Annotated in this window: 14 protein-coding genes; 8 read left to right on the top strand and 6 right to left on the bottom strand. The window is 68.3% G+C overall.

What is annotated here, in order from left to right; genetic code table 11:
* The first annotated feature begins 6 nt into the window (after positions 1-6).
* The 4 genes from ACIBK6_RS26470 (at position 7) to ACIBK6_RS26455 (ending at position 2,769) form a co-directional block, all read left to right on the top strand.
* On the top strand, positions 7-600 hold the full coding sequence (locus ACIBK6_RS26470) for a GNAT family N-acetyltransferase (RefSeq protein ID WP_399053986.1): 594 nt from the start codon (positions 7-9) through the stop codon (positions 598-600).
* A gap of 193 nt (positions 601-793) precedes the next feature.
* Complete coding sequence (locus ACIBK6_RS26465) at positions 794-1,240, top strand: DUF6304 family protein (RefSeq protein WP_399053842.1); 447 nt, start codon at positions 794-796, stop codon at positions 1,238-1,240.
* Between the two features lie 204 nt (positions 1,241-1,444).
* Positions 1,445-2,413, top strand: a complete 969-nt coding sequence (locus tag ACIBK6_RS26460) for a DUF1648 domain-containing protein (RefSeq protein WP_399053841.1) — start codon at positions 1,445-1,447, stop codon at positions 2,411-2,413.
* Positions 2,413-2,769, top strand: coding sequence for a GntR family transcriptional regulator (locus tag ACIBK6_RS26455; protein ID WP_399053840.1), 357 nt, complete (start codon positions 2,413-2,415; stop codon positions 2,767-2,769). The genes ACIBK6_RS26460 and ACIBK6_RS26455 overlap by 1 nt, the downstream gene beginning before the upstream one ends.
* 87 nt (positions 2,770-2,856) lie before the next feature.
* Here the strand turns inward: ACIBK6_RS26455 and ACIBK6_RS26450 are convergent, their stop codons facing one another.
* Positions 2,857-3,258, bottom strand: coding sequence for a VOC family protein (locus ACIBK6_RS26450; protein WP_399053839.1), 402 nt, complete (start codon positions 3,256-3,258; stop codon positions 2,857-2,859).
* A 506-nt stretch (positions 3,259-3,764) separates the two neighbouring features.
* Between ACIBK6_RS26450 and ACIBK6_RS26445 the strand changes: the two genes are divergently transcribed.
* Both ACIBK6_RS26445 and ACIBK6_RS26440 read left to right on the top strand, forming a co-directional pair.
* On the top strand, positions 3,765-4,121 hold the full coding sequence (locus ACIBK6_RS26445) for a hypothetical protein (protein WP_399053838.1): 357 nt from the start codon (positions 3,765-3,767) through the stop codon (positions 4,119-4,121).
* 35 nt (positions 4,122-4,156) lie between these two features.
* Positions 4,157-5,284 carry a caspase domain-containing protein gene (locus ACIBK6_RS26440; protein WP_399053837.1) on the top strand — a complete coding sequence of 376 codons (1,128 nt, stop codon included), beginning with the start codon at positions 4,157-4,159 and terminating at the stop codon, positions 5,282-5,284.
* Between the two features lie 403 nt (positions 5,285-5,687).
* On the opposite strand, the gene ACIBK6_RS26435 is transcribed toward ACIBK6_RS26440, so the two are convergent.
* From ACIBK6_RS26435 to ACIBK6_RS26420, 4 genes are all read right to left on the bottom strand, one after another.
* Positions 5,688-6,518, bottom strand: coding sequence for an aminoglycoside phosphotransferase (locus tag ACIBK6_RS26435; protein ID WP_399053836.1), 831 nt, complete (start codon positions 6,516-6,518; stop codon positions 5,688-5,690).
* Positions 6,519-6,597: 79 nt separating this feature from the next.
* Entirely contained in the window at positions 6,598-6,741 is a 144-nt protein-coding gene (locus ACIBK6_RS26430; RefSeq protein ID WP_399053835.1) for a hypothetical protein, read from the bottom strand.
* A 2-nt stretch (positions 6,742-6,743) separates the two neighbouring features.
* Positions 6,744-7,859, bottom strand: a complete 1,116-nt coding sequence (locus tag ACIBK6_RS26425; protein ID WP_399053834.1) for a radical SAM protein — start codon at positions 7,857-7,859, stop codon at positions 6,744-6,746.
* Positions 7,852-8,289, bottom strand: a complete 438-nt coding sequence (locus tag ACIBK6_RS26420) for an ATP-binding protein (protein ID WP_399053833.1) — start codon at positions 8,287-8,289, stop codon at positions 7,852-7,854. Before ACIBK6_RS26420 ends, ACIBK6_RS26425 begins: the two co-directional genes overlap by 8 nt.
* Positions 8,290-8,446: 157 nt before the next feature.
* Here ACIBK6_RS26420 and ACIBK6_RS26415 point away from each other — a divergent pair, with 157 nt between their 5' ends.
* Together ACIBK6_RS26415 and ACIBK6_RS26410 are read left to right on the top strand one after the other, a co-directional pair.
* On the top strand, positions 8,447-9,754 hold the full coding sequence (locus ACIBK6_RS26415; protein ID WP_399053832.1) for a helix-turn-helix domain-containing protein: 1,308 nt from the start codon (positions 8,447-8,449) through the stop codon (positions 9,752-9,754).
* Positions 9,755-9,884: 130 nt separating this feature from the next.
* Positions 9,885-10,214, top strand: coding sequence for a deoxyxylulose-5-phosphate synthase (locus ACIBK6_RS26410; RefSeq protein WP_399053831.1), 330 nt, complete (start codon positions 9,885-9,887; stop codon positions 10,212-10,214).
* Positions 10,215-10,335: 121 nt separating this feature from the next.
* Here the strand turns inward: ACIBK6_RS26410 and ACIBK6_RS26405 are convergent, their stop codons facing one another.
* On the bottom strand, positions 10,336-14,163 hold the full coding sequence (locus ACIBK6_RS26405; protein WP_399053830.1) for a DUF4365 domain-containing protein: 3,828 nt from the start codon (positions 14,161-14,163) through the stop codon (positions 10,336-10,338).
* Positions 14,164-14,417: the final 254 nt, after the last annotated feature.

Raw genomic sequence — 14,417 nt, 5'->3', positions numbered from 1 at the left:
CCGGAGATGGGCGCGGGGATACGGCGGGCGGGTCCGGACGACCGGGCGGCGGTGGTACGGCTTCTGGACGAGGCGTTCCAGCACGACCCGGTGAGCAGCTGGGTCCTGCCCGACGAGGCGCGACGGCGCGAGGTGCACCACCTCCTGATGGCCGCGTTCCTCGAACTCGCCCTCACCGAAGGCCATGTGGACATCATGGAGGACGGTTCGGCGGCCGCCCTGTGGCTCGACGTCCCCGCCGATCCGGAGGACGGCGACGACGACGGCCCCGCGCAGCTGCGGGCCCTGGTCGACCCGGACAACGAACGGGTCGAGCAGATAGCCCACTTGACCGCCGCGGCCCATCCGCACGGCCGCGCCCACGCGTACCTCATGCTGATCGCGGTGACCCCGGACCGTCAGGGCGGGGGCCTGGGCGCCGCGCTGATCGCCCCCGTACTGAAGGAGTGCGACCGGGCGGGCCGCCCTGCCTACCTGGAGGCGAGCAGCGAGCGCAGCCCCCGGCTGTACGAGCGCCTGGGCTTCGCCCCGCTGGGCGAGCCGCTGCGGCTGCCGGACGGCCCCCTGATGTACCCGATGTGGCGCGAGCCGCAGGCCTGACGGCGAGAATCCGGTGCTCGCGGGCGCCGGAATCCGGCTGCTGGAAGGCGAGTTCACACCCTGTCAGTTCGGGCTGACCTGGTCCCGATCGTTCGACAACGGTGCGGTTGTGTCGAAGTACGCAAGGAAGTGGTAACACTCATTTCGGTCACCCCCTGTGACGAACAGCAGGGTACGCCGCTAATCTCCGCCCATGACACCACAGTCATGGGCGGGTTGGTACCGGGACCGCCTAGGATCCGAAGCGCTGACGATCACCACTGACGGGACGCAATTGCGGACCCGGATCAGGGGGGTCGACTTCGCCGGAGCGAGCTTCGACTCGCTCGGCCCGGTACCGGGGATACCGACGGAGAGCGGCACCTTCGCGCTCGACGGCGGGAACCTCCGCGATTTCGTACTGGAATGGGACATGCCCGTGCCCGTCGCCTCCGACGACGGCGCGGTTCAGCAGGCCACCCTCAGCTGCCTGCTCTCCCTCAAACCGCCGGAGCCCGACCTCGGGGTCGCGCTGCACTTCGGGGGAGCGGTGTACGCGAGCGGCCGGGCCGAGCTGGACTTCGGCTCGGTGCTGAACGACATCCGCCGCCAACTCCCGTCCGGCGCACGCCTCCAGCGGTCTGCCCTGGACCCGATCTAGGGGTGTCCGGCCATGACCCGCCGGACACCCCCCTAACCCCCACCTGCTCATCGCGGCCGCCGCGGACCGGGGAGTCCCCATGACTCCCGGGCACGCGGCGGCCGCTCTGCGTCAGGGGGCGGCCCCCCTCCTCGGACCTTCTTCCTCGGCCCTCCTTCCTTGAATCTGCATTGTTCTACTACTATGCGAACAAGGAGGTTTTCGATGAATCGTGTCCGGTACCGCCTGGTGGCCGTCTCCGTACTGCCGTTCCTGCTCGCACTGGCCGTCGACCTGACGGTCTTCGCGCTCCTTCGAGACCGACTGCCCTCCCGGCTCGCCAGCCACTTCACGGCGGGGGGCAGCTCCGACTCCACGGAGAGCCGCGCCTCGTACCTGGTGTTCGTCATCGTGCTGAACGCCGGGCTCGCCGTACTGTGCAGCGTGGTCGCTATGACCGCGGACCTGGCCGTGCGCGGGGGTCAGTGGATGATCGGGGCCGGGTACGCGGTGGCCGGCCTCGTCGGCTGTCTCTCGGTCGCGGTACTGATCGACAACGCCGACGCGGTCGATCCGGCGGGAGTGAGCATGCCGCCGTGGCAGCCCGCCGTCGCGGCGTGCGTCGCGGTGCTGGCGGCCGTGCTCGGCCGGCTGCTCGCGCGGACGCTGCCCCTGCCGGCACCGGTGCCGTCCCGAGACCCCGGCGAGCCCGAGCGGATCGACCTGGCCGAGGGCGAAGTGGCGGGCTGGATGCGCCGGGCGCCCTCGCGGGTGCTGCTGTGGGCCGGGGTGGCGCTGGTCGCCGCGACCATCGGTGTGCTGTACATGGCGGGCTGGTCCCGCGCCCTCCTCCCGCTGATGATCGCCCTGCCCTGCCTCGCGCTCTCCTGCCCGTACGTCACCGTCGACCGGCACGGGCTGACCGCGCGGCCGACGGTGCTGCCGTGGCCGCGGATCCGGGTGCCGCTCTCCGATGTCGACCGGGCGGTCAGCCGTGAGGTCAAGGTCCCGTCGGAGTACGGGGGTTGGGGCTATCGGGTCCGCCCGGGCAAGTCGGGACTCGTCCTGCGTTCGGGTGAGGCGATCGTGGTGCGGCGCCGCAGCGGGCGGGAGTTCGCGGTGACGGTGGACGACTCGGCGACGGGTGCCGCCCTGCTCAACACCCTGGCCGACCGAGAGGCCTCGGGGCGCTGATGCTGTTCCGCGTAGACTTCGCATCGCCCCAGCCGCTGGGCGACCAGATCGCGGCCTCGGTACGCCGCGCGATCGCGGAGGGCACGGTATCCCCGGGCGACCGCCTCCCCGCGGCCCGCACCCTGGCGGACTCCCTGGGCGTCAACGTCCATACGGTGCTGAGGGGTTACCAGCGCCTGAGGGAGGAGGGCCTGATCGAACTCCGCCGGGGGCGGGGTGCGGTGGTCGTGGACGACACGGCGGCCCGGGGGCGGGCGACGTTGCAGCTGAGGGTGCGCGAACTGGTGGAGCTGGCCCGGGAGTTGGGACTTTCGGAGGAGGAGGTTGTGGGGATGGTGAGGAGGGGGCTGGGGTGAGGGGGAGGCTGAGGCGAGGGGGGGGCTCTGGGCTAGGGGGCTGGGCTGAGGGGGGTGCGTACGTCCGCTAGTACGTCAGCAACTCCCCTAATACGTCTGCAACTCCACCAGATTCCCGTCCGGATCGAGGACATGCGCTGCCCGCAGCCCCGCCCCCCACTCCGGCAGATCCCGAGCCGCGGCCACCACCACGCCGCCCGCCCCGGCACACAGCGCGACCGCCGAGTCGAGCGCCTGCGGAGTGGCCACGTGGAGAACCAGCGAGCCGCCCCCGCCGGGCACGTTGGGCTCCCCGAGCGCGGAGACCATCGCGGCCCGGGTGAACAGGGCAAGCGCGGTCCGTCCATCCGCGGCATCCCAACTGGCATAGCCGGACGACGAGTTGCCCCGCGCGAGCGTGCAGCCGGTGAGCTCGGGGAGGACCGCATCGTAGAAGCGGAAGGCCCGTTCGTAACGGTCGACGAGAAGCCGCGGGTACGGAGGTTCCATGCCGCCGAACCTAACCCGGAGGATTACCTTCCGCGGTGTGCCGCCCGTCACGCGCCAAGCCCGCGCGCGAGCCTACCCGAGCAGACACCCCGGAGCCCGCGCCGCGAAGCGGGTGCCGAGCCATGCGCGCCCCCATGCGCGAAGAGGCCCGGCCGGTGTCCGGCCGAGCCTCTTCAGCGCCCGCTCCGGCCCGCGCGTCCGTGGACGCGGCAGGGCGGTGCCGACTGGGCCTGGGGTCAGGCCTTCTTGGTCTCCAAGTAATGGGCCAGGTCGGCGACCTGCGGGGATCTTCCCTGTGCGTCGCTGACCTGGCCTTTTCTTGATTGCTGGCGATGGGGTGCGACGGTCTTGATCGGGTGTCTTGCGGACTGTGTGCGGACTGCTGGGCACTGCGCCCTGAGCCGATGAGGCGAAACGTGTGGTCCTCGGACGGGACGTGCACGAGGATGGACACGGGCTTCGCGCACGAGCGTTTTCGTGTGCGAGTGGGGCTAGGGAGGGGCACTGTGCGTATTGAGGTAGCGGCTGGGGACGATGATGATCTGCGTTCCCTGCATGCCTGGTTGCGAGACGAACCTGATCTCCGCCGGACCGCCAGCTATGACCTGTTGGAGCGGCCCCCGGGCCCTGGGGAGATGGGTTCTGCAGCGGACGCCCTCCAGCTGATCACAGAAAACGGCTGGAGCGCCGCCAACTTCGTCCTTGCGCTTGTGACGTGGCGACAGACGCGCCGCCGGGAGCCCTCGGTCACGGTGAGGCGCGGCGAGGTGGTCGTCGCCATATCGAGCGGTGATGAGACGGAGATCCGCCGAGCGATCGCGATGCTTGAGGAAGAGGGCGACGAGCAAAGCCAGAGTCTGTGACTCGCCTGCCAGATCCTGGTGCTTCTCGTGCTGTGTTGATCGGAGCCAGCCAGTACAGCCATCTGGATGCCTTGCCGGCGGTCGCCAACAATCTGGGAGCGCTGGCACGGGCTTTGTCCGGGCCGCTGGGCTGGAGCCTGAGTCAAGACAGTTGCAGCGTTGTCAGCGAACCGACCAGTGCAACTCAGATCCTTGATGCCGTACACGCCGCTGCCGAGGAGGCCACCGACACGCTGCTGGTGTACTACGCGGGGCACGGCCTTCTGAGCCCGAGTGGGGAGTTGTACCTGGCTGTAGCGGGCTCTGTGCAGAAGCGTGAGGACACTGGCCTTCGGTACATGAACTTGCGAGACATGGTCTTGGACGGCCGAGCGGGACGGCACGTGGTGGTGCTTGATTGCTGCTTCAGCGGCAAGGCGCTTGGCGCAATGAGTGGCCCCTCCGACCTGATGGACTACGCGGAGATTGAGGGCAGCTATGTCATGGCCTCTGCGCCGAGAGACAAGACCGCGCTGGCCCCACCTGACGAACCATTCACCGCGTTCACGGGGGAATTGATCCAGGTGTTGGACTCCGGAATCCTGGGAGGACCTGCGCTTCTGGACCTTGATGATGTTTTCAGGCAGATTCGGAAACAGCTGAAGGCTAAGGGGCGTCCTCTGCCTCAGAAGCGGGATCGTAACACTGCCGGGTTGCTTGCCCTCGGTCGTAACCCTGCCTATCGGCAGCCTCCCGTTGCGCATGAAGCAGAGCAAGGGCGTAGCGCATCCCTTCGGCCCTGGCCAGACCCGACTGGTCTCCGGACCGTGCAGGGCTTCATTTTATCGCTTGCGCAGGTTCGGGAAATAAGCTGCATGTCGCAGCTGGATATCAGCCGCTACTCAGGCGGAAAGATCGGGAAGGGGACCGTAAGCAGTCTTACCAGCAGGGATTCGATGCCGAGGCGCTGGAGCACGGTCGGTGTCTATCTTTCGACATGCGGTGTGCCAGAGGAGCAGGTGGCGCAGTGGGAGCAAGCCTGGAAGCGCCTTCGAGACGAAGAAGACCGAGTCGGCGCTGCCAACGCGATTATTGATGCAGAAGTCCAGGGCTGTGCGAAGAAGCCTCGGAGTGCAACTTGGAAGCGGTTCGTCAGGCGAGGCATTCGCGCCAAGAGTGAATGAGTCTCGCCTGACTGTGCCTCAATGGCTGCCTAGAGCGGGCCTATCGGGAGGCAGGGGCTGAGGTGGCAGGGGGCTGCTGCTGTTGTGCTGGTGTCTCGGAATGGTTCCCGAAGAAGGTGTTCCAGGCTGCAACGACCAGCAAGAGGCCAACAATGATCATCCAGGTTGCTGGCTTCTTCGCACGGCTGGAAATGGTGGTTGGCCTTACATAGTGCGCCGCACGGTAGTAGCCCCTACGATTCTGAGCCATGTTGACACCCCCGGTGGCGATACGGGCAGGCCCCGCATCTCTGCCGAGATAGCCTTGCAGTGACACCCTGAACATGGCCCGACGAACCGAAGAGCTCGGCTGGATCTCAACGGTGCTGCACGCCTTTTGGCGAGAATGGCTCCTTGTGCACTGTTACGGGTTTTGCCTACGCGAGCCGGATTCACCCATCCGGTGCTGTAGCCACTGAGCGCTGGCGCTCATCATGCGACCGGTCCAACGATCAGGCGCGCTTCCCGCGATCTCCATCCACAGGTTGCTGCTGGCCTGAGCGAAGGCATCTACAGCTGGTGACGGTGCGGCGTCCCAAGTGGGAAGTGCCGCAGCCTGGGATTCGGCATTGGCCGGCGTATGGCCGGCAGCGATGAGCCAGATGATCCAGTGGGCGGGATCGAGCCAGGCGGCCCCGCGGGTGGCCCAGCCCCAGTCGACGAGGTGGGCGCGGGCGTCGGTGATGAGGACGTTGTGGTTGTTCCAGTCGGTGTGGAGCAGGGCGTCGCCCTTGAACAACTCGGCGTCGGCTGGGTTGTCGACGTAGCCGGCTAGGCGCTGATCGGCCTGGCGGAGTTCGATGTCGGGGCAGGGGATCTCGCCGAGCTGGCGCATGGCGTCGATGACCTTGGGGAGGTCGGGGGAGCCGGGGGAGTAGTCGGCGTGGTGGCCGGCGATTGCCTCGAAGCCAAGGATGTCCCACCCGTCGGCGGTGACGTGGAAGAGCAGGCGTGGGGCGAGCAGGGTGACGTACGGGTTGATGTCCGCCTCGCGCTGCTGGGTCCAGACCCAGCGGTGGCCGGTGCGCAGGCCCTTGAGGAAGACGGCGCCCGTGACTGTGCGGATGCGGGCGGACAGGGAGCTGTTCAGGCCCGCCGAGATCGTCTCCGCCTTGAGGATCGGACCGGTCTTGGCCTCGATAGCGGTGCGGATTGCAGCGGGCAGGTCGTCGAAGTCGACGGTGGTCACGGCCATGGCGGACAGGCTCCCAGACGGGACGGCCGAAGGGGACTTCCGGCACGGGGAGGTGCCGGAAGTCCTCTTCGTGGATTGGTCAGTTGTACGGGTTGTCGTCGCCGCAGCCGGGCAGGGCGGCCTGGGCGAAGGAGTCCAGGTCTTCGATGAGTTCGATGAGGACGGGCTCCTCATCGGCCTCGGCCGGGCGGAACGGTGCGATCGTGACGGGCACGGGTGCCATGGTCAGCTCCTTGTCTCTGCGTGTTGGCAGTACCTGTTCAGTGGTGCCTTCGCCTCCTGGTAGACCTTGGCCAGCGGCCGGCAGACCCGGCAGGTGCCGGAGAGCTGGCAGCCGGAGCAGCCACCGGTGCGAAGCATCAGGGAGTCGGCGACGCCGCCGAGGCGGGCGAGGCCCTCGACTCCTTCGGTCATGAGGGGGATGGCGCTGTCGCGGCCGACCTTGCAGATGGAGGCCATGCCGTGCGGGTCGACGTGGAAGAAGGTGTGGCCGGCGTTGCAGCCCTGGAAGGGCTCGCGATCGCTGAGGTGCTCGGGCGCCTGGGAGGCGAGGGTCTCGGCGCCGCCGTAGATCGTCGGCGACATGTGGGTGTACTCGCGGTACGGCAGTCCGTAGCCGTCGGCAAAGGCCCGCATCTGGTCGGCCTCGTGGGTGTTGTGCCGGGTGATGATCAGTGCGAGGTCGAGGGGCAGTCCGGCTTCGTGGGCGGCGTTCAGGCCGTTGAGGAACATCCGGTACGAGCCTTTGCGGCGGGTGAGTTCGTCGTACGCCTCGGCGGTGGCTCCGTACACGCTCACGGTGATCTTGTTGGGGCGGCGCCGGGTGAGCAGGGCCAGGTTCTTGGGCGCGGCGAGGCGCGAGCCGTTGGTGAGGATCTCGACCAGCATCCCCAACTCGTGGGCCATCTGATACGTCTCCGGGAACAGCTTGTCGATCATCGGCTCGCCGCCGGTGAGCTGGAGCCACAGGACTCCGGCGTCCTGGATGACGTACAGCAGGCGCTCGCGGCCGGGCCACTCCAGGCCGGAGAACTGCTTGCGGCCGAGGTAGCAGTGTTCGCAGTCGTAGTTGCAGCCGAGGTTCAGTTCGTACGACGCGCGTCCGTAGCCAAAGGGCGACGGCAGGCGGACCGCGACCGCCTCCCGGAGGCGCCGCCCGTCGAGGTTCAAGGCCCACGTGCGCCGTGCGACATTGGCCAGCCAGGTGGGGCACTCGGCGTTGGTGTCGGCGGCCCGCATGAGCCAGGAGTACTCGGCGAACGGGAGCCGGGCTGCCTTGGGGCTGCCGGGGCGTACCAGGAGGAAGTTGTCCAGGTACGGGGCGGCGATCAGCTCATGCATCGGCCTCCTCCTTCGGAGCGTCGAGCAGCAGGCGGGCCCACACGGTCTTGCCGAGCGGGCGGCGGGAGTGGTGGCCGGTCTCCTCGGCCAGGGCGGCGACGAGTTGGAGGCCGCGGCCGTGTTCGTCGTCCATCCCGGCTGCGAGCGGTCTGGGCGGAACAGGGCTGGCGTCGGAGACCTCGACGAGGCAGGTGGTTCCGGTGGCGGTCATGCGGACTTCGAAGAGATAGCCGGGCCGGTGGCCGTGCTGGACGGCGTTGGTGGCCAGTTCGCTGCAGACCAGGAGTGTCCGGTCGATGGCGTCCGTGTCGTAGCCCCAGCTTCCCAGTGCCCTGCCGACCTGCTTGCGGACGAGGGCGACGCACTTGGCGCTGGAGGTGAACTGCATCTGCCACCGCTCGGCGGTCATCGGCTGGTCGTGCGCTGTCATCGGGAGCATCGCGTCCCCTCGTCGCGGGTGGATCGGGGGACCAGCTCACCGCAGCGCGGATCACAGGATCAGGTCATGGTGATTACCCAACGTGGGTAAAATCCTTGGCGGTTGACTTCCCGACCGCTGCCCCATGAGGTGAGGAAGAGGGACGCGAGTGTCCGGACCGCAGCCCCACCGCGCGCTTCCGCCGGAGTTACTGGCCAGCCCGGAATGGCGGGAAGCCTGTCGTCGACGTGACTTCACCCGGGTCTTCCGACTGGCCAAGGTGAAGGCGGGGATCTATCCGTCGCGGATCGCCGCGCTGTGCGGCATGACCCCCAGCCGGGTCGGCGAGATCATGTCCGGCCGCCGGAGCCTCGCCCACATCGACGTCATCGAGCGTGTCGCCGATGGGCTCCGCATCCCAGGGGCGATGCTCGGCCTCGCCCATCGCCCTTGGGAAATCCCCTCGCCTGTCGGCGTGCAGGAACCAGCTCCTCAGCTTCAGTCCGAGTCGGAGGTTGGCTCCGAGGCCGGATCGAGCGGCAGCCTGGATGATCTCCTGGCTCTTGCAGACGGCCAAGTCACCCGCTCCACCCTGACCGCTCTCCGCTCCTCGGTCGAGGACTATTGGCGCCGCGACGATCAGCACGGCGGCGCGGCCTTGCGACCCGCCGTCGTCGGCCATCTCCGGTACGTGACCCAGCTGATGCGCACCACCGACGACACCCTGCGTCGAGACCTCCACTCCCTCGCCGCCGAGCTGGCCCGTCTTGCGGGCTGGGCTTACTTCGATGCCCGGCAATACAGCACCGCCCGCGCGTATTTCACCCAGGCCCTCAGCCTCTCCCGCAGCTATGGCGACCGCCTGTTCATGGCCAATGTCTTGTCCTGTATGAGCCTTCAGGCCACCTACGACGGCCATCCAGCCGACGCTGTCGCTCTCGCCTGCAAGGCTCAAGACACCGCGCGAACCGTCGGTGACCAGCCCCTGGTGATGTCGATGCTCAACATGCGCGAAGCCTTCGCCCATGCCGCTCTTCGTGATGCCGTGGCCTGCCACGCCGCCATCGGTCGCTCCCGTGATGCCTACGAACGCGCTCGAGGACAGGAAGACGAAGCTCCCACATGGGTCCGTTACTTCGACGAGACGAAGCTGATCGTCGACACTGGCATCGCCTTGGCCCGCCTCGGCGAAGCCACCCGTGCCGAGCCCCTCATCGCTGAGGGGCTCCGCCGCGAGAAGACCGACCAGCAGCGAGGCCGGGCCTTCCACGCCTTCTGGCTCGCCACCACCCAGCTCCAACAGGGCAAGATCGACGCCGCCTGCACCAGCGCCGGCCTCGCCCTCGATCTGAGCGCCTCGATCGACTCGCCTCGCGTCGCAGGACATGTCCACGAGTTCCAGAGACGCCTCACGCCCCACGCGGGGGAGCGCCCGGTGATCGCGTTCGAGCAGAGGATGCGGGAGGTGCTCGGGTAGGGCCAGCGTCGTAGGGGTTACCGCAGATGCGGCATGCCCAGTGGGCGACGCTGCTGCCCGGCCGGAGAGAAGACCGCCCCCAGAGCGAAATCGGTCGATCCCGCCACTGTGTGGTGCCTACTCTGCCTGCATGGCTCATGCGGAGACCTCGTACGTCTGCCTGCCCTGCCGGGCTTCGTACAAGCAGCCCTATGACCGGGATCGGCAGCGGATCTGTCCGCGGTGTGCGGAGCCGATGGTCCATGTCGGTTCGGCCTTCGCTGCACCGCGACGGCGGGACACCGCAGCCTGGCGAACGCTCTCGGTGCTGCTGCACGCAGGCGTGCGCTTCCACAAGAGCTGCTGTGGCGGACCCGGTTACCACCCCCGCTCCCTGCACGAGGTCCGCGAGCGGATGACGTACGCGCAGCGAACCGGCAGGCCATTCCCCGACGCACTCGTGCTCCGCGAGCTGCCGTGACTAGGCACCACAGCCTGACAAGGCTCGTGGCTCCGCCGACCACACCCATCGACGCCAGCAGTGAAGAGGTCCTAGAAGGACCGGAAGGTGCCCTCGGGATCAGCGAAGGACGGCTGCCGGATCAGGCTCCCTGGATGAGTTGGGAGATGATCTGTTCGATGTCTGCTGCGCTCAGGTGCTTGGACTGGCTGTCGGCGACAACGCTAGCTAGCTCGTCGCGGACGGCTGCTGCCCATAGGCCGGCGTTGAGCCCGCACACGCGGGCGGCTTCGGCACTCGCCGCTGTCAGCGGCGCGGTGGACTTCGTAGCGGTTCCGGAAGCGGTTACCCCGGCTGTGAGGATCTGTGCCAGCGTTTTGTAGGCATCTGCTCCGGTGGCGCCTGCCCCTTGCGAGGCCAGGAAGAGCCACGGGGCAAGCTGCTCAGGCGCGTGGCTGGCGACAGCGGAGGCAATCTGAGCCCATGTCGCGAGGGTGTCCGAGCGATGCCATGGCGCGGGGCGGCTGAGTGCTGCCGCAACGCTCCCGGTGCGCCAGCCCTCGGCCTCGGCCTGGCTGAGTGCGAAGTCGGGTTCGAGTGGGATGTCGACGACGAACGCTCTCAGAAGACGGACGTTGTCGTCCTCGCGGGCGTCGGGGAGACGGTCCTGCTTGACGAGCGTGTGGGTGAGGGCGACCGTGCCGAAGGCGGGGATGCCGGCGGTGCGGGCGGTCTCACGCATGAACCCGTCGTCGGACCACAACGGCAGGCGCTTGCTGAGAGCCAGCTCGAGCGGGGCGGCCCAGGGCCCCTCGACCTGCAGGCGGAGCGTCGCTACGTCGGGGCCGGGGAGGTCGCCGCCGCTGAACGCGGCTTCCACTGCGGTGAGTTCCGTGACCGGGACCAGAGTGACGGCCGAGGCAGCGCTGACGACGGCGCCGATCTGGGCGGATAGGTGCTGCTTGGCGGCGGTGGTGAGCGTGGTGGTCTCGACGGTGGAGTCGTTCGCGGCGAGGCCAGCGGTGAAGCTGGAGGCGAGGAGCCGGCCGATGTTCTCCTCGGTGCGAAGGATGTCGTCCATGCATACATCAGGCAGTTGCACGGTGGTGAAGTGGGCGCGCAGTGCGTCCCAGCGACCGGGGAGCAGCGCTGTGATAACCAGGACGCTGGGGTCGAGGACGACGGTGCCGTCAAGGGCCTGGTCGGCGGCGAGGCACTCGGCCTCGTTGACGGCGGGGTCAGTGCTGCAGGCGGGAAGCATCCCGGCGGCTCGCTGGATGAGGGACTGGGTGTAGAGGCCCTCGATGCTGCTGGCGGCCAGGCCGAGGACCGCGTCACCATCGCGGATGGCCTGGCAGATCTGATGATGTGCCTGCGTCCGGACCTCCGCGGCCGTGAGAAGGGCGCGCAGTGTCTCGGCGTCCGGGATGCCGGCCACGGTGGTGAGGCCGCCGTTGGGGTGGCGTGCCTGGTAATCGTCCATGGCCCGAGCGGCCAGCGAGCGCAAATCCGTGAGAGTCTCGGGCGGCAGTTCCTCGGACCAGAGCGCTCCCCACTGGGCGCTTTCCGGGTCGTTGGCGACGGCCAGTGCGCGGTTGACGGAGTCCAGCGCCTGGGTGCTGACCTCGTCGTCGTCCGCGAACTTCGCGCGCAGGTCCAGCAGCGCGCCGATGTTCCGCTCCGTCCAGGGTTGGCGTCGCAACAGGTGGATCCAGATGAGCGCCTCTTGCATGTTGGTCGGCTCTGGCTGGTAGCGGTCCCAGGCTGCCCACGCCTTGTCCCACAGGCGCATGTTGTACAGAAAGCCCACCTTGCCCCAGGCGAATTCCAAGGCCATCGTATCGTGGTGGACCAGTGCTGCGGCGTCGGTGTCGGGTTCGGCCTGGAGGATCTCGTCGAGCCCGTTCTCGGCGTGTTCGCCGGCTGTGGCCCAGTCCTTGGCCTGGTTCGCGTGCCGCATCAGGTTGTAGTGGAGCCGCAGGCGCATCGCTCGGGGCAGCCCGGGGCGAGCCAGGAGCAGCAGCGCCTGTCGCTCGGCCGCTTCGGTGTCCCCGGCCCGGTGCAGGATGTCCAGTGACTTCAGGTCGAGGTTCAGGTCGGAAAGGCGTCCCGCTGCCTGCTTCAGCACGGCAGCGGCCTCGTGCGGCTTTCCGTCGCCTTCCAGGATGTCGGCCAGCGCGGTGACGGCGAACACGCTGGAGTGTTGGTGCGGACGTAGCTGACGCGCGGCCTCGGCCAGGTCGCCCCGCCGCTCGTGGGCCTTGGCCGCCATAACGGCGTGGACGTCCGGTGCGATGAGGTCGGCTGCGCGGAAGTCCTCCAGTGCAGGGATCGGCCACTCGCCGAGCTGAGTAAGGCGCTGCACGGCGACGAAACGCTGCTCGTCGGTCTCTGCTGCGGTCAACGCCTCCGTCCACAGACGGCGGCGCTCGTCGTCCGTGGCACCGGTCGCGTCCGCCCGGGCGGCAGCCAGCTCCGCAGCGTAGAGCGGGGTGGCGGCGGTTGATGCGGCGGCGAGGTTGGCTCCGGCCTCAAGCTGCCCGGCTTGGTAGGCGATGCGGGCCCCGACGGCGGTCAGACGGGCAGATGCGGCCTCCCGGTCGGTGGCCTCGCCCTCGGGGCCAGGGCACGCGACCGCCAATGCCGCATCTACGTCGGACTGCAGGATCCGGGCCTGAAGGAGCACTTCGGCGGCGACCTCGCTCGGCCCGTCCCAGCGGCGGCGGTCTGCTCTGGCCGCCTCGGCCAGGCGCGATGCGCGGCGAAGATCGCGATCCCGTCCCGGTGACTTGTGCGTGCTCAGGCGGGCAAGGAGCATCTTGGCCATGAGGACCTGCGCGGTTGAGCTACCGGGAGAGCGTGACAGCGCCGCCTCGTAGTGAACCAGCGCTTGGTCATGATCGCGTCGCACGGCACACTGGTCGCCGAGGAACAGGTGCGCCGTCGGCGAGTTACCCCATGCCTGGATGTTCTGCGGAGCCAGGCTCGCCGGAATCGGAACCGGTCCGCTCTTGTCCTGATGGGCCAGCACTGCGAGAGCGATGTCGGCTAGGACCTGCCCACCGTCCATCTCCCGGGCTGCGCGGAGGGTCTGCTCGGCCTGGGGCTGGCCTGCGGTCATCTCGAAGATCCCGCCGATGGCCCGCCAGTGTCCCTCAGGGACGGCGCCTGCGTCAGCGGCGAAGCGGAACGCGGCGCCGGCCCGCGCGGGCCGGTCGTGGTCGTTGGCGTATCCGCCGATCGCGCACCAGACTTCGTGCTCAACGGGGCCCTGCCAGCGGGGATCATCCTTCGTACGGCCTGTGAGCCAGCGGGGGGTGCGCTCCAACAGTGCCGCGCAGCAGGCGTCCGGCGCGTGGCGGCCGTCGGCGAGCGCCGCGGCGAGCCGCTCGACCGGCCGACGCGCATCGAGGTTCTCGCGGGCGGTTTGGGTGTGTAGGCGCGCAAGAGGGGCGACCGCCTCGGGGGGAAGCCGGTGAAGGCTGTCGTAGAAGGCGGCGAGTGCGGAATCACCGTGCGCCCGTGGGACGTCGGCGAGCGCCGCGAGCGAGTCCTGGGCGCCACTGTCGAGGACCTGGGAAGCCGGCACCTCAATCTTCCAGCCCTCGCCGGTGGATGTCACGGTGTCAGTGGTTACCGCCTGCCAGTACGCCCGCCGTATCTGCAGGTTGACGAGCACCACGATGACCGGGAAGTCGTGGTGGAGCCAGTACTGGTAGTGGTTGTCGTCGAACCGGAACCACCAGCCGTCGTCGGAAGACTCGGTGAACATACTCGGGCCGCTCTTGGCCTGAACGCCGAGGTGACGGCCGGTTGTGTGTCCTTCGGTGAGGACCTCGACGTAAAAGTCCGCCCCGATGTCGCTGACGAGGATCTCGCGGGGGATCCAGCCGAACTCGTCGAGGAACAGCTCTTGGATGACCGTCGCGCCCAGGCGACCGGTGAACTCGGTGTTTGCGACCTTCACCACGCCAGTTTCCCATCCTGGTCTGATATTTACGGATGGCTTCCATGCGCGGATCGGTCGCTGTGACTGGTCGGGGTAGTCGCCTGGTCACACCAGCTGTCACTGCGTTTGTTTGCCCATGCCGCTACGGAGGTCGACAAGGGTGACAACAACCGCAACAGGTCGAGCCAAGTGACAGGTATGTCGCTCAGGTGGTGACAACTACCGAGTCAAACCAATGAGGAAGGCCCAGGGCGCAACCCCACTTGTTCCGTCTC

This window comes from Streptomyces sp. NPDC050485 (assembly GCF_044458185.1).
In the GTDB taxonomy this organism is placed as follows: domain Bacteria; phylum Actinomycetota; class Actinomycetes; order Streptomycetales; family Streptomycetaceae; genus Streptomyces.
The sequence above is the reverse complement of the archived record's forward strand: the minus strand, read 5'-3'. Positions and strand labels throughout refer to the sequence as shown.

Excerpts from the sequence above, each read along its gene's own strand:
- ACIBK6_RS26470 (WP_399053986.1), top strand. The coding sequence starts at position 7 with ATGGGCGCGGGGATACGGCGGGCGGGTCCGGACGACCGGGCGGCGGTG.
- ACIBK6_RS26465 (WP_399053842.1), top strand. The coding sequence starts at position 794 with ATGACACCACAGTCATGGGCGGGTTGGTACCGGGACCGCCTAGGATCC.
- ACIBK6_RS26460 (WP_399053841.1), top strand. The coding sequence starts at position 1,445 with ATGAATCGTGTCCGGTACCGCCTGGTGGCCGTCTCCGTACTGCCGTTC.
- ACIBK6_RS26455 (WP_399053840.1), top strand. The coding sequence starts at position 2,413 with ATGCTGTTCCGCGTAGACTTCGCATCGCCCCAGCCGCTGGGCGACCAG.
- ACIBK6_RS26450 (WP_399053839.1), bottom strand. The coding sequence starts at position 3,258 with ATGGAACCTCCGTACCCGCGGCTTCTCGTCGACCGTTACGAACGGGCC.
- ACIBK6_RS26435 (WP_399053836.1), bottom strand. The coding sequence starts at position 6,518 with ATGGCCGTGACCACCGTCGACTTCGACGACCTGCCCGCTGCAATCCGC.
- ACIBK6_RS26430 (WP_399053835.1), bottom strand. The coding sequence starts at position 6,741 with ATGGCACCCGTGCCCGTCACGATCGCACCGTTCCGCCCGGCCGAGGCC.
- ACIBK6_RS26425 (WP_399053834.1), bottom strand. The coding sequence starts at position 7,859 with ATGCATGAGCTGATCGCCGCCCCGTACCTGGACAACTTCCTCCTGGTA.
- ACIBK6_RS26420 (WP_399053833.1), bottom strand. The coding sequence starts at position 8,289 with ATGACAGCGCACGACCAGCCGATGACCGCCGAGCGGTGGCAGATGCAG.
- ACIBK6_RS26410 (WP_399053831.1), top strand. The coding sequence starts at position 9,885 with ATGGCTCATGCGGAGACCTCGTACGTCTGCCTGCCCTGCCGGGCTTCG.